This window comes from Streptomyces sp. NBC_01707, assembly GCF_041438805.1.
Lineage (GTDB): Bacteria > Actinomycetota > Actinomycetes > Streptomycetales > Streptomycetaceae > Streptomyces.
Genome location: NZ_CP109190.1, coordinates 2761393 through 2774876, shown reverse-complemented (window position 1 = coordinate 2774876; position 13484 = coordinate 2761393). Strand labels below are relative to the sequence as shown.

At 70.1% G+C, this 13484-nt stretch carries 15 protein-coding genes; 10 read left to right on the top strand and 5 right to left on the bottom strand.

Annotated elements, in window-relative coordinates:
- Positions 1-187 precede the first annotated feature (187 nt).
- Positions 188-955 (bottom strand): peptidyl-tRNA hydrolase, encoded by a 768-nt coding sequence (locus OG963_RS12420; protein ID WP_371798896.1) that lies wholly within the window; start codon positions 953-955, stop codon positions 188-190.
- Between the two features lie 83 nt (positions 956-1038).
- On the opposite strand from OG963_RS12420, the gene OG963_RS12415 reads away from it, so the two are divergent.
- Genes OG963_RS12415 through OG963_RS12400 form a run of 4 tightly spaced genes read left to right on the top strand, consistent with a single transcriptional unit; the run spans position 1039 to position 3485 of the window.
- Entirely contained in the window at positions 1039-1716 is a 678-nt protein-coding gene (locus OG963_RS12415; RefSeq protein WP_030917714.1) for an AIM24 family protein, read from the top strand.
- Positions 1713-2591 (top strand): ATP-binding cassette domain-containing protein, encoded by an 879-nt coding sequence (locus tag OG963_RS12410; protein WP_176902269.1) that lies wholly within the window; start codon positions 1713-1715, stop codon positions 2589-2591. The genes OG963_RS12415 and OG963_RS12410 overlap by 4 nt, the downstream gene beginning before the upstream one ends.
- On the top strand, positions 2588-3256 hold the full coding sequence (locus tag OG963_RS12405) for a hypothetical protein (RefSeq protein WP_030917708.1): 669 nt from the start codon (positions 2588-2590) through the stop codon (positions 3254-3256). The genes OG963_RS12410 and OG963_RS12405 overlap by 4 nt, the downstream gene beginning before the upstream one ends.
- 28 nt (positions 3257-3284) lie before the next feature.
- Positions 3285-3485: a hypothetical protein gene (locus tag OG963_RS12400; RefSeq protein ID WP_319740874.1), complete on the top strand. Its 201-nt coding sequence runs from the start codon at positions 3285-3287 to the stop codon at positions 3483-3485.
- Between the two features lie 214 nt (positions 3486-3699).
- Here the strand turns inward: OG963_RS12400 and OG963_RS12395 are convergent, their stop codons facing one another.
- The 3 genes from OG963_RS12395 to zapE form a co-directional block, all read right to left on the bottom strand.
- The gene (locus OG963_RS12395) at positions 3700-5079 is read right to left on the bottom strand and encodes an alkaline phosphatase PhoX (protein ID WP_093775599.1); all 1380 of its coding nucleotides are present in this window, start codon (positions 5077-5079) and stop codon (positions 3700-3702) included.
- 126 nt (positions 5080-5205) lie between these two features.
- Entirely contained in the window at positions 5206-5631 is a 426-nt protein-coding gene (locus tag OG963_RS12390) for an OsmC family protein (protein ID WP_030917699.1), read from the bottom strand.
- 39 nt (positions 5632-5670) lie between these two features.
- Positions 5671-6813: a cell division protein ZapE gene (gene zapE, locus OG963_RS12385; RefSeq protein ID WP_030917696.1), complete on the bottom strand. Its 1143-nt coding sequence runs from the start codon at positions 6811-6813 to the stop codon at positions 5671-5673.
- A 36-nt stretch (positions 6814-6849) separates the two neighbouring features.
- Here zapE and OG963_RS12380 point away from each other — a divergent pair, with 36 nt between their 5' ends.
- The 4 genes from OG963_RS12380 (at position 6850) to msrB (ending at position 10068) form a co-directional block, all read left to right on the top strand.
- On the top strand, positions 6850-7614 hold the full coding sequence (locus tag OG963_RS12380; RefSeq protein WP_030917693.1) for a pyrimidine reductase family protein: 765 nt from the start codon (positions 6850-6852) through the stop codon (positions 7612-7614).
- Between the two features lie 149 nt (positions 7615-7763).
- The gene (locus OG963_RS12375) at positions 7764-8216 is read left to right on the top strand and encodes a hypothetical protein (RefSeq protein WP_030917690.1); all 453 of its coding nucleotides are present in this window, start codon (positions 7764-7766) and stop codon (positions 8214-8216) included.
- A 39-nt stretch (positions 8217-8255) separates the two neighbouring features.
- Complete coding sequence (gene murC / locus OG963_RS12370; RefSeq protein WP_093775601.1) at positions 8256-9650, top strand: UDP-N-acetylmuramate--L-alanine ligase; 1395 nt, start codon at positions 8256-8258, stop codon at positions 9648-9650.
- A gap of 10 nt (positions 9651-9660) precedes the next feature.
- Complete coding sequence (gene msrB, locus OG963_RS12365) at positions 9661-10068, top strand: peptide-methionine (R)-S-oxide reductase MsrB (RefSeq protein ID WP_030979272.1); 408 nt, start codon at positions 9661-9663, stop codon at positions 10066-10068.
- 39 nt (positions 10069-10107) lie between these two features.
- Here the strand turns inward: msrB and OG963_RS12360 are convergent, their stop codons facing one another.
- Positions 10108-10569: a hypothetical protein gene (locus OG963_RS12360; protein WP_371798895.1), complete on the bottom strand. Its 462-nt coding sequence runs from the start codon at positions 10567-10569 to the stop codon at positions 10108-10110.
- 503 nt (positions 10570-11072) lie between these two features.
- Here OG963_RS12360 and OG963_RS12355 point away from each other — a divergent pair.
- Together OG963_RS12355 and OG963_RS12350 are read left to right on the top strand one after the other, a co-directional pair.
- Complete coding sequence (locus OG963_RS12355) at positions 11073-12923, top strand: phage tail sheath family protein (RefSeq protein WP_371798894.1); 1851 nt, start codon at positions 11073-11075, stop codon at positions 12921-12923.
- Between the two features lie 28 nt (positions 12924-12951).
- Positions 12952-13476, top strand: a complete 525-nt coding sequence (locus OG963_RS12350; RefSeq protein ID WP_030352235.1) for a phage tail protein — start codon at positions 12952-12954, stop codon at positions 13474-13476.
- Positions 13477-13484 lie beyond the last annotated feature (8 nt).

The window sequence follows — 13484 nt, the reverse complement described above, 5'->3', positions numbered from 1 at the left end:
TGCCGGTTCCAACGACCGGCGCCTGACTGGTCGCTCAAGATACTGGTCAGTAGTGCCGGTCGGGCAGTATCGGGAGATACGCAGCGGCGCACCGGAGTGTTCAACGGCGCACGCCGGACGCCCGGCGACGCGGCGCCGGACGCTCAGCGACGCAGCGCTCGACGCTCAGCGACGCAGCGCTCGACGCTCAGCGACGCAGCGCCGGATGGTCGGCGACCACCGTGCAGGACCCAGGGGCGATCTCCGTGAAGCCGGCGTCGCGCACCACCGGAAGTCCGCTCACAGTGAGTTCCGCCCAGCGGGCGGCGTCCGGGGTGGCGACGGAGAGCGGGAACCCGGCCTCGCGCCAGGCCTTGCGCTCCGTCTCCGACAACTCCCACCAGGCGAGCTGTGCGCCGTGCCCGGCCTGGGCCATCTCCTTGCCCGCGGACATGCCGAGCTCCGGGTTCAGCCACAGCACCGGGCCGGACGGGTCGGGTGCGGCAGGCGGCTCGGGGTCGTCCAGATCCGTGCCGGACACCTGGAGCTTGGCCAGTTCCTTCGGCCAGCCGTCCAGCGGTACCGGCGGGAACACCCGCACCTCGGCGCTCTCGCCCGTGACCGTGATGCCGGGAAGGGCGGACGCCTTGCGCCACTCCGCGCCGCGCGCCCGGCGCACCACCTTGCGGATCCGGGCGTCCTGCCAGTCGTGGATGGCCTGCGCCCACTCGCCCTCACCGACGGACCGCTCGTCGGAGAGCATCACGAGGACCGCGCGGGCGGCGGTGCGCAGCGCGTCGGTGCGGGCCGGGGGGGCGGTCTTCTCGATGTGCACGACCAGCGGCAGCACGTACTGCGGGGCCTCGTCCCGGCTGTTCCGCTCGGACTGGAAGGGGGAGACGGACGTGGACGTGGCGCCCTGCCGGGCCGGGGAGTCCGGCTGGGACAGGGGAGGGGAGATGTCGTTGCTGCTCACTCGTCCAAGTCTGCCAGCCGTCCCCTCGCCCGGGTTTCCCGGCTCCTTGGCGGAATGAATCGCTCCGGGTGAGGATGCACCGCATGAAGAGCGATCTCTTTTCCAGCGAGAACATGGTCAAGCCGGCAACCGCCCCGGGAATGACCCTGCAGAACACCAAGTCCATCAAGTACGCCGTGAACGGCGAGATGCACGCACGGCAGGGATCGATGGTCGCCTTCCGCGGCGATCTGCAGTTCGAGCGCAAGGGGCAGGGCCTCGGCGGCATGCTCAAGCGCGCCGTCACCGGAGAGGGCCTGCCGCTGATGGCGGTCCGCGGTCAGGGCGAGGCGTGGTTCGCCCACGAGGCCGCCAACTGCTTCATCGTGGAGATGGAGCAGGGCGACGTGCTCACCATCAACGGTCGCAACGTCCTGTGTTTCGACGCCACGCTCTCGTACGAGATCAAGACGGTGAAGGGTGCCGGAATGACCGGCGGCGGAATCTTCAACAGCGTCTTCAGCGGTTACGGCAAGCTCGGCCTGATGTGTGAGGGGCATCCCATAGTGATCCCGGTCACGGCCCAGCAGCCGGTGTGCGTCGACACGGACGCCGTGGTCGGCTGGAGTAGTCAACTGGCCACGTCGCTGCACCGCTCGCAGAGCTTCGGCTCGATGATCCGCGGCGGCTCCGGGGAGGCCGTCCAACTGCGGCTGGACGGCGAGGGGTTCGTGATCGTACGGCCCAGTGAGCTCAAGCCCGAGAAGGCATCGGCCAACTGAACCTGACCGGGGTGGGCCGTCGCTACGGCCTCGGCGGACCGTGGGTGCTGCGCGGGGTCGACCTCGACCTGCCCGCGCACGCCCTGATCCGGATCGAGGGCGCCAACGGTTCGGGCAAATCAACCCTGCTGAGGCTGGTCACGGGGATCGATGCCCCGACCGAGGGGCGGATCACCGGCCGCAGGCCGCGTACGGCCTACGTACCCGAGCGCTTCCCGGCGGCGCTGCCCTTCACCGCGGCCGGGTACCTCGTCCACCTGGGCCGGATCCACGGCCTGCGCACCGCCGAGGCGACCGCACGGGCGCAGGCATGGCTGGCCCGGTTCGGGGCCGCCGACCACGCCCGTACACCGATGTCGGAACTCTCCAAGGGCACCAGCCAGAAGGTCGCCGTGGCCCAGGCACTCCTCGCCGAACCGGAACTCCTCGTCCTGGACGAGGCCTGGACCGGCCTGGACACGGCGGCCCGTGACGAGCTGGACCGCGCCGTCGCGGAACGGGTCACGGCCGGGGCCACCGTCGTCTTCGTCGACCACGATCCGCGCCGGCTGGCGGGCGTGATCGACACCACGCACCGGGTCGAGGGGCTCGGGCTCGTCCCCGTAGCGGCGCGGGAAGTGGCGTACGACACCGGGCCGCGGGTACGGATCGACGTCACCGGCGCGTCCGGGGCCATCCTTCCGACCGGGCTGCCGGGCGCCCCCGCGCAGGAACCCGGGCCCGACGGCACACTGCGGCTGACGGTCGCGGCCGTGCACTCGGACGCACTCCTGCGCGCCCTGCTGACGGCCCGCCCGCCGTGGCACATCCGGCAGCTGTCGGAATCGGCAGCACCGGAACCGACACCCCGAACCGAACCGTCCCGGACCCCATGACCGCGCTGATCCGCTACCAGGCCGCCCTGCTGCTGCGCTCCCAGCGCTGGCTCGCCCCCGTCCTGCTGTACGCGGTCTTCCTCGCCGTGGGAGTCCGGTCGGGGCAGCCCGTGCTCGACTCGCTCGGTTACGCCGCCGCCGCGCTCCTGCCCGTCACCGCCTGGCTCGTACAGCTCTGCGCCACCCAGGAACCGCCCGCCGCCCGGACCGTCGCCGCCGCCGTGACCGGGCAGCCGAAGGTCCATCTGGCATCGCTGCTCACCGCCACGGGCTGCGCCGGAGTGCTGGGTACGGCGGTCACCACGATCGTGCTGCTGATCAGCGATCCGTCCAATGCCGACCACACCGTCCGCGTTCCGCTGCTGCCCGCCGGAATCGCCGGGCTGCTCGCCGCCGCCTGCTGCGCGTTGCTCGGGGCGGCGGTCGGCGCGCTGTGCACACGCCCGGTACTGCACCGCCGCGGCTGGTCGATCGCGACCACCGCGCTCGCCGCCCTGCTGTCCCTGGTGACCAGCGGCTCGCCCGCGAGATACGCGGTCACGGGGCTGGTCACCGGATCGCTGACCGGGGCGGTCCACATCCCTGTCGTACCGCTGATCTGCGCCGCTGCCGTGGCCGCCGCGGTGGGGACGGTCGTCTGCCGGCTCACCTCGCTGCGCGGGTGACTACGGGACACCCCTTAGGCTCGTGAGCATGGACGAGTCGTACTGCGAGACGCCCGGCGCGAGGCCGGTGCCGGTGCCGGTAGCTTCCGGCGCAGCGGAATCGGGACCTCCGTACGCCGAGTGCGTGCTGTGCCGGGAGCCGACCGAGTATCCGGAGTCCGTCAAGGGGATCACACTCTGCCCGGTCTGCGAGTGGCAGGAGGCGCAGCGCACGGCCTGCTCGGGCTGACGAAGCACCGGACGCGCACGGAGGACGCCCGAGGCATCAGCTGCTGCCCTTCCTGGAGTTGATGTGGCCCCGGCCGCGTTCGTCGGCCCACGGCGGTTCCGACCACGGTGGTCACCTCGCCCGGCGGACCGGGCCTTGACCAACTGGTGGGTGCCACGGACCGATCCGGTACGGGGCGGCGGGCGGTGCCGCCGCCCCGTACCCGCTCAGCGCATCAGCGCCAAGGGCCCGTCACGGCGAACGTGGTCCCGGGCGTGTAGCAGTTGACGAACATCGTTCCGCCGTCCGGCGCGAACGTGACCCCGGCGAACTCGCCCCACTCGGGCTCCTGGGGCGTACCGATGTTCTGCCGGCCGCGCGCCATCGCGTACACCTCGCCGCTCCGCGTCACACCGAACACATGCTGGGCGCCGTTGCCGTCCTCGCACACCATCAGCCCGCCGTCGGACGACAGACAGATGTTGTCGGGGGACTCGCCGGGCAGCTGGACATCGGTACCCGGGCCGAAGACGACGACCAGGGTGAGGCGGCGGTGCTTCGGTTCGTACCGCCACACCTGGCCGAAGTGGTCGGCGGCCGACCCCGCCGCACTCTGCGCGAAGCTGGAGACGAAGTAGACCGACGAGCCGCCCCAGTAGCAGCCCTCCAGCTTCTGGGCGTGTGTGATGCCCTTCGGACCGAAGTCCTGCAGCCGGATGGGCGTCGCCGCGGCCTGTGGATCCGGTACGGGGACCCACTCGATCCGGTCGAAGCTCGCACCGGTCTCCTGGATGACGGAGAGGTCGGGGACGCCGGGCACCCGCATGGCCTGCAGCTCGCCGCCGGCCCGCAAGGAGCCCGTGCCGCCCAGTGGTTTCTCCGGCAGGAAGCGGTAGAAGAGCCCGAACGGCTTCTCGAACGCGTCCTCCGTCTCGTAGACGATCCCGTTGTTCGGGTCGATCGCGATCGCCTCGTGCTGGAACCGGCCCATCGCGGTGAGCGGCACGGCTCCGGTGCGGCGCGGGTCGGCGCCGTCCACCTCGAAGATGAAACCGTGGTCCTTGGTGTAGCCGTTCGTGCCGGCCCGGTCCTCGGTCTCCTCGCAGGTGAGCCAGGTGTCCCAAGGGGTGCGGCCGCCCGCGCAGTTCACCGCGGTGCCGGCGATGGCCACGCGTTCGCCGAGGACGGCGCCGCGGCTGTCGAGCTCCAGTGCCGTGCAGCCGCCCTTGCCCATCGGGTCGTAGGTGAGGCCGTCGACGGCCGGGACCGCGATCTTCGCGGTGACCCGGTTCTCGTGGTTGCGGACGAGGTGGACGCGGCCCCGGCGGCCGGCGAAGGCGGCCATGCCGTCGTGGTTGCTGGGCACCTGGCCCTCGCCGGAGCGGAGCCGGTCGCCCTCCCGGGACAGCACCCGGTAGCGGAACCCCTTCGGTAGATCGAGCAGGCCGTCCGGGTCGGGGACCAGCGGCCCGTAGCCGCTGTGGCCACGGGCGGCGGCGGTGCCCGCGAAGAGTTCGGAGAAGGCCCCGGCGAAGGCGATCGAGACAGCGGTCGCGCCGCTGCCGGCCAGAACCTGTCGTCGTGTTGCGAATCGTCGCGATGGTGCAGATGACATGAGGCAACTCCCTGCTGGCGGACAGGAGAAGTGACCCGCATGTGTGTACCACGCGTATCGCTGCGCGGGAACCATGCGGGTCACTGCGCCTGGTGGCGCGTCGCGGGTCTGCCGTGGCCCGTGGGATCAGACGAGCGAAGCGGTCAGCGTGATCGTCGTGCCCGTGAGTGCCTGGCTAACCGGGCAGTTCGCCTTGGCGTCCTCGGCCGCCTTGACGAAGCCCGCCTCGTCGAGACCGGGTACCTCGCCCTGCACGGTGAGGTGGATGCCGGTGATGCCGGTGCCGGGCTGGAAGGTGACCTCGGCCTGGGTGTTCAGCCGGGTCGGCGCGTTGCCGGCCGTGGTCAGGCCGTTGGACAGCGCCATCGAGAAGCAGCTGGAGTGCGCCGCCGCGATGAGCTCCTCCGGGCTGGTCTTGCCGTTCGCCTTTTCCGCGCGGGACGGCCATGACACCGCGTAGTCCCCGATGCCGGAGGAGTCGAAGGTGACGACGCCCTTGCCCTCGATCAGGTTGCCTTCCCAGACCGTGTGCGCCTGACGCGTGGTTGCCATGCTGGTTCCCTTCGGATGATGGAGTTACCGCATCCGAACCTACTGCGCCACCAGTCCCTTTGCGTCGCGCGCCAGCGCCGTCAGCCGGGAGATCGCCCGGAAGTACTTCTTCCGGTATCCCCCGTTCAACATCTCGTCACTGAACAGCCGGTCGAACGGCAGTCCGGAGGCGAGCACCGGTATCTCCCGGTCGTACAGCCGGTCTGCGAGCACCACGAGCCGCAGGGCCGTCGACTGGTCCGGCACCGGCTGCACGTCGGTGAGGCAGACCGCCCGGACGCCGTCCGTCAGCGCGCCGTACCGGCTCGGATGGACACGGGCCAGATGGTCGAGCAGCGACGGGAAGTCGTCCAGGCTCGCGCCCGCGGTGGCGTACGCCGCCCTGGTGACCTGCTCGTCGGAGTACGGGGCGGGGGCCTCGGGCAGCCCACGGTGCCGGTAGTCCTCGCCGTCGATCCGCAGCGGGCGGAAGTGCGAGGACAGGCCCTGGATCTCCCGCAGGAAGTCGGCGGCGGCGAAGCGCCCCTCGCCGAGCTTGCCGGGCAGCGTGTTGGAGGTGGCGGCCAGCGCGACCCCCGCCTCGACCAGCCTGCTGAGCAGCGACGACACGAGGACGGTGTCGCCCGGGTCGTCGAGTTCGAATTCGTCGATGCAGAGCAGCCGGTGCCCGCTGAGTGTCTGTACGGTCTGCTGGAAGCCCAGGGCGCCGACGAGATTTGTCAGCTCCACGAAGGTGCCGAACGCCTTGAGTGACGGGGCGGCCGGCGTGGCGTGCCAGAGCGAGGCCAGCAGGTGCGTCTTGCCGACGCCGTAGCCGCCGTCGAGATACACGCCGAGCGGTCCGGCCACCGGCGCCGGCTTCCTGCCGATGAACCGCCCACCCGTCGCCCGCCACCACCCCTCGACGGATGCGCTTCGCGCCCCACCCTTCTTGCCCGCACCTGTGGGGTGCGCACCGCCGAGCCCGGTCGCGAACCCGCTGAGGACCTTGACCGCCTCGACCTGACTGGGCTGGTCGGGGTCGGGGACGTACGTGTCGAAGCGCACCGTGTCGAAGCGCGGCGGCGGCACCATCTCGGCGACCAGACGGTCGGCAGGGACGTGCGGCTCAAGGGCGCACAGGGACAGCGGGGCCGTTTCGGCTATGGGACTCTGCCCAGGCACGGCGGGGGAGGACGACACAGCTGTCAAGCTTAAGCGCCGTGCGAGACTGCACGAATGCGACGCCTCTTCCCTGTGACCGACCAGACACCGGCTGCCGAAGTGGGGGAGTGGAGTCTGGACGAGCTGGCCGACGCCTATGCGTACCCCGAAGGGGACGGCCTGTGGCTGCGCGCCAACATGGTCTCCACACTCGACGGCGCCGCCCAGCACGACGGCCGCTCGCAGCCGATCTCCTGCGAGACGGACATGCGGATCTTCGGTACGTTGCGCGGGCTGGCGGATGTCGTCGTGGTGGGTGCGGAGACCGTACGCATGGAGGGTTACCGGCCGGCCCGGGCCCGGGAGGCCTTCGCCGCGCGGCGGACGGCGGCCGGGCAGGGACCCGCACCGGCGATCGCCGTGGTCAGCGGCAGCCTGGACCTGGACTTCTCGCTTCCGCTGTTCGTCTCGCCGCTCGTCCCGACCCTCGTGCTCACCGGCAACGGCGCGCCGCCGGCTCGGATCGAAGCGGCCCGGAAGGCGGGCGCCGAGGTGGTGACCGCGGGGGAGGGCTCCCGGGTGGACCCCGCCAGGGCCGTACGGGAACTCGCGGACCGCGGGCTCCACCGGCAGCTGGCGGAGGGCGGACCCCGGCTGCTCGGTCAGTTCATCGCTGCCGGGGTGCTGGACGAGCTGTGTCTGACCCTCTCGCCGATGCTGACCGCCGGGGACGCCCAGCGGATCGCGGGAGGTCCGGCGGTGGCGGTGCCGGAACGATTCACCCTGGCGTCGCTGTTGGAGGAGGCCGGGTTCCTCTTCACTCGGTACCGTCGGATCTGACAATCATCGGAGTGTCCCGTTCCGGTTAGCTTCCGGTGGGCACAATAGCTCTCGCAGTCCCCGTGCCCGCACGGGGAAGGACGGTTTCGGCAGCGGCCTGCGACGGTCGATGGAACAGAAGGGCGCCTGTGGTGTTCACCAGCGTTTTGATGATCGAGAAGCCCCTCACTTCCGAGGACGTCGAGTTCGTCACCACCCTCCACGGGGACGAGGGGACCTCGTTCGTCGTACTGATGCAGCCACGCGGTGACCAGGCGGACGTACTCCTGCGCGCCATCGACGACGTGGCGATCGGCGAGCTGAAGGAAGCGGCCCGCGAGCTCGGGGAGCCCGAGGGCAAGGACGCCAGGCAGTCCGCCGAGCTGGCCCTCGAGGTCTCGCTCGCCGCGCTGCGCAAGGCGGGCTCCGAAGCGGTCGGACAGGTGGTCGAGGACCACCCGCTGGACAAGCTGAAATCCGTGGTCGACGAGGCGGAGGCCGACGAGGTCATCGTGCTGACCGCCCCGCACTACGTGGAGGAGTTCTTCCACCGCGACTGGGCGTCCAGGGCCCGGCACAAGGTCGGCGTACCTGTGCTCAAACTCTTCGCGCACAGCGAATAGGCTGGGGGCGTCGCACCACAACTTTTGGGAGATACGCGCATGGCACCCGGTATTCCTGCCGCCATGGAACGACCGCACTTCATCGGCATCGGCGGCGCCGGAATGTCGGGCATCGCGAAGATCCTCGCCCGGCGTGGCGCGAAGGTCGCCGGCAGTGACGCCAAGGAGTCCGGTACGGCCGAGGCCCTGCGGGCACTGGGCGCGACCGTCCACATCGGGCACGCCGCCGGTCATCTGGCGGACGACGCGTCCTGCGTGGTCGTCTCCAGTGCCATCCGCGCCGACAACCCGGAGCTGCTGCGCGCCGCCGAGCTGTCGATCCCCGTCGTGCACCGATCGGACGCGCTCGCCTCACTGATGCAGGGCCTGCGCGCCATCGCCGTCGCCGGTACCCACGGCAAGACGACCACCACGTCGATGCTGGCCGTCGCCCTCTCCGAGCTGGGCCTCGACCCGTCGTACGCCATCGGCGGCGACCTGGCCGGCCCCGGCACCAACGCGACGCACGGCGAGGGCGACATCTTCGTCGCCGAGGCCGACGAGAGCGACCGCAGCTTCCAGAAGTACGACCCCGAGGTCGCGATCGTTCTCAACGTGGAGCTGGACCACCACGCGAATTACGCCTCGATGGACGAGATCTACGACTCCTTCGAGACGTTCGTCGGGAAGATCGTTCCCGGTGGCACCCTGGTCGTCTCCGCGGACCAGTCCGGCGCGGTCGAGCTGACGAGGCGCGTGCGCGACCTCTCCTCCCTGAACATCGTCACGTACGGCGAGTCCGAGACCGCCGACGTACGTGTCCACAAGATCACCCCGCGTGGTCTGACCAGCGAAGTCACGGTCGTCCTGAACGGCAAGTTCCTCACCTTCACGGTCTCCGTCCCGGGCAGCCACTATGCCCACAACGCGGTCGCCGCCCTGGCCGCCGGTGTCGCACTGGGCATCCCCGCCCACAACCTGGCCTCCGCGCTCGGCAAGTACACCGGGGTCAAGCGCCGCCTCCAGCTCAAGGGCGAGGCGGCGGGCGTCCAGGTCATCGACTCGTACGCGCACCACCCGACGGAGATGACCGCCGACCTCGAAGCGATGCGCGGCGCCGCTGCCGGCTCGCGCCTCCTCGTCGTCTTCCAGCCGCATCTCTTCTCCCGCACCCAGGAGCTCGGTACGGAGATGGGACAGGCGCTCGCCCTCGCCGACGCCTCCGTGGTCCTGGACATCTACCCGGCCCGTGAGGACCCGATCCCCGGCGTCACCAGCACCCTGATCATCGACGCCGCGAAGGCGGCCGGCGCCGACGTCACCGCCGTCCACGACAAGGCGGCGGTTCCCGAGGCCATCGCGGGAATGGCGAAGCCCGGCGACCTCGTTCTCACCATGGGGGCGGGCGACGTCACGGACCTCGGCCCGCAGATCCTGGACCACCTGTCGAGCTGAGGGAGCCACCGTGTCGTACGACATCGAGAAGCCGGACGAGGAATGGCGGGCGGAGCTGACGCCCGCGGAGTACGCGGTCCTGCGCCAGGCCGGCACCGAACCCGCCTTCGTCGGTGAGTACACCGACACCAAGACGGCCGGCGTCTACTCCTGCCGGGCCTGTGGCGCCGAGCTGTTCCGCTCGGACACGAAGTTCGAGTCGCACTGCGGCTGGCCGTCCTTCTACGACCCGAAGGACACGGACGCGGTCGAGCTGATCCAGGACCGCAGCCTCGGCATGGTCCGCACCGAGGTGCGGTGCGCGCGCTGCGGCTCGCACCTGGGGCATGTCTTCGAGGGCGAGGGGTACCCCACGCCGACCGACCAGCGGTACTGCATCAACTCGATCTCGCTGCGCCTGGCACCGGACGAGAGCTGACGCGACGCCCGGCTGCGGGGCGCATCCGCCCCCAGCCGGTCAGTCGTCCTCGGGGGTCTCGGGGCGCAGCAGCGGGTGGGCGACGCCGGGGAAGACCCGCGCCCTGACCACCGGCTCCGCCGCCCCGCCCTGAACCACTGTCTCGGCGACGCCCCAGGGGCGGCCGCGCAGGACGACGGTCAGCGTGTACGAGGACGAGCAGCCCAGGCAGTCGTACCGGTCCACCCACGTCTCCACGTCGGTGACGCTGCCGGGGTAGCGCGCCACGTGCCGCTGCCGGGCGTGGCAGCGCTCGCACGTCTCACCCGGCTCGCACGTCCCGCCGCAGGGGCACGGCACATCGAGCGAGTCCGCCGGGTGCCAGCGCTGAGTCAGGACGGCGTCACGGGTGGCGCCCATGTCCTTCATCGCCTTGAGATTGCGGGCGGCGACGTTGTACGACTCGCCGGTGGCGGCCATCCGGTCGCGGATGACGTCCTTGCGTCCGCGGTTCGTCGTCATGAGTGCCTCCTGGGTGTACGCAGCCCGCCAGGAGGCCCACGAAATCGTTCTCCTACGGTACCTGCCGCCCGCACCGCCGCGCCCCACCTGCCCCGGCTCCGGCGGAATGGAAGGCGGCGCGCCGTCATCGAGCCCATTCGGCTTGTTTCCCTCCCAGGTGCCGACCTTCCTGTGAAGCGGTCGTGAATTCAATCTTCATATTCCGCCGGTGAAATGCTCTGACCACGCCAAATCATCCGCAGTCGAATTCTCTGACAGTCATCGCCGGATGGCCTATTCACTCCCTTGACCTGCCCTTGGGGCGCGTAACAGACTCCCCTGAGGAACTCATGCATCAGGAGCCACCGGCGCATGCGCATGCAGATGGCCCTGCGAGACCGATATTGCACGGGGTGAACGACGGGGGAAACAAAAGGGGATCGTGTGTGCGGCTCGATGCCCGCGCGCACATTTCCTTCACTTCCTCGCGTCCTTGCTCGGTGCGCGAAGGGAATGGAGGGGGAATGCCGACGCACATGGGCTATCCCGGCGTTTACATCGAGGAACTTCCCAGCAGCATCCGCACCATCGCATCGGTCACCACTTCGGTGACCGCGTTCGTGGGGCACACCCGCCGGGGTCCGCTCAATCAGCCGGTGCGGGTCAGCAGCTTCGCGGACTTCGAGCGCCGCTTCGGCGGACTCACCTCGCAGAGCGCGGTCAGCTACGCGGTGCATCAGTTCTTCGGCAACGGCGGCACGGTCGCGGTCGTCGTGCGGGTGGCCAAGAGCGGAACCGGAGAGGAAGCCTGCGTCACCCTCCACTCCACCGAGGGACACAGCGAGTGCCCGGTGCTGGAGGTGCACGCCAAGGAACCCGGTGTCTGGGGCTCCGGCCTGCGGGTGGCCGTCGACCACGACACCCAGGATCCGGACAGGACGTTCAATCTCCAGATACTCGACGCGCGCGGCGGAGCCCGCGAGTCCTTCACCGGGCTCTCGATGGACGCCGGCCACGGCCGCTACGTCGAGACAGTCGTCGACGCGGGTTCCTCCCTCGTCCGGGTGAAGGTCCTCGACGAGGGCAGGCCCGACCCGTCCGGCACCGTATCCAAGCCCTTCGCGGCGGAACTGCCTGACCTGGGCGTGGAGCTGAAAGTCAAGTTCGGAGATGTGGAGCGGGAGTTCACGCTCCACGAACCCGACCGCGACGGTGAGCCGCCGAGCAACGTGACCGAGCTGGCACTGCTGCTGGAGCGCAAGCTGCGCGCACTGCCGGACGCTCCGGGGAAGCACGCCTTCGCGGGGGCCGAGGTCACCGCCTTCGGCCGGCGTCTCCAGGTCGTCGCCGGGTCCGTCGATCCGGACGACGTGGTGCGCTTCATCGGCGAGTGCGCCAACGACCTGGGCCTCGAAGCCTCGGTCAACCCGCCCGTCTTCCCCCTGCAGGGCGGCAAGGACGGTGACCCACCCGGGCCGCGCGACCTGATCGGCAGCGAGGTGCGCAAGACCGGCGTGCAGGCGCTGCGTGACGTGGACGACGTCAACCTGCTGGCCCTGCCGGAGCTTGCGGCGTACGGATCCACCGAGGACATGGTCACCGTGCTGTCCGCGGCCGAGCAGCTCTGTCAGGAGCGGCGGATCTTCCTGCTCGTCGACTCCCCCTCGACCTGGGGCAGTGTGGATGCCGCGCGGGCCGGGATCGGCGCCCTCGACGCCGTACGCAGCAATCACGCGGGGCTGTACTTCCCGCACCTGCAGTTCACCGACCCGCTGACCGGCCGGTTGCGTTCCTTCCCGGCGTCGGGTGCCGTCGCGGGTGTCATCGCCCGTACGGACGGCGAGCGTGGTGTGTGGAAGGCGGCGGCCGGGACCGAGGCACGGCTCGCCGGAGTGCGCTCGTTGACGGTCAAGCTGACCGACCGGGAGAACGGGCTGCTCAACCCGCTGGGCATCAACTGCCTGCGCACCTTCCCCGTGGTGGGCCCGCTGGTGTGGGGCGCACGCACGCTCGAGGGGGCCGACGCCCTCGACAGTGCGTGGAAATACGTGCCGGTGCGCCGACTCGCGCTGCATGTCGAGGAGAGCCTGCACCGCGGACTGCAGTGGGTCGTCTTCGAGCCCAACGAGGAGCAGCTCTGGCAGCAGATCCGGCTGAAGGCGTCGGCGTATCTCAACGACCTGTTCCGGCAGGGTGCGTTCAAGGGCGGGACTCCGCGCGAGGCGTACTTCGTCAAGTGCGACAAGGACACCACGACGGACGCCGATATCGACGCCGGTGTCGTCAACGTTGTCATCGGCATCGCACCGGTGAAGCCCGCGGAGTTCGTCATCGTGAAGATTCAGCAGATGGCCGGGCAGTTCGACCTCCCGTAACCAAGAAAAAGGAACACGAAGGAAACCGATGGCTGAGTTCCAGATAAACGCCCATCGCTTCGACCCCTACAAGAATTTCAAGTTCCTGGTCCTCTGGGACGGTCGAACGGTCGCGGGCATCAGCAAGATCAGTCCCCTGAAGCGCACCACCGAGGTGGTCAAGCACCGCCACGGCGGTGACCCGAGTTCACCGCGCAAGTCGCCGGGCCGTTCCGAGTTCGAGGGCGTCACGCTCGAACGCGGTGTCACCCACGACCCCGAATTCGACCGGTGGGCGAACAAGGTCTGGCAGGTCGGCGCCGGGCTCGGCTCGGAGGTGTCGCTCCGGGACTTCCGCAAGGACATCATCATCCAGGTCCTCAACGAGGCCGGGCAGGTGGCCGTCTCGCACAAGCTCTACCGGGCCTGGGTGAGCGAGTACCAGGTGCTCGGCGAGCTGGACGCCAACGCCAACGCCGTCGCCATCCAGAGCGTGAAGCTCGAATGCGAAGGCTGGGAGCGGGACTACGAGGTGGAGGAGCCGGTCGAGCCCTCGTTCACCCATCCCGCCTGAGCGACGTC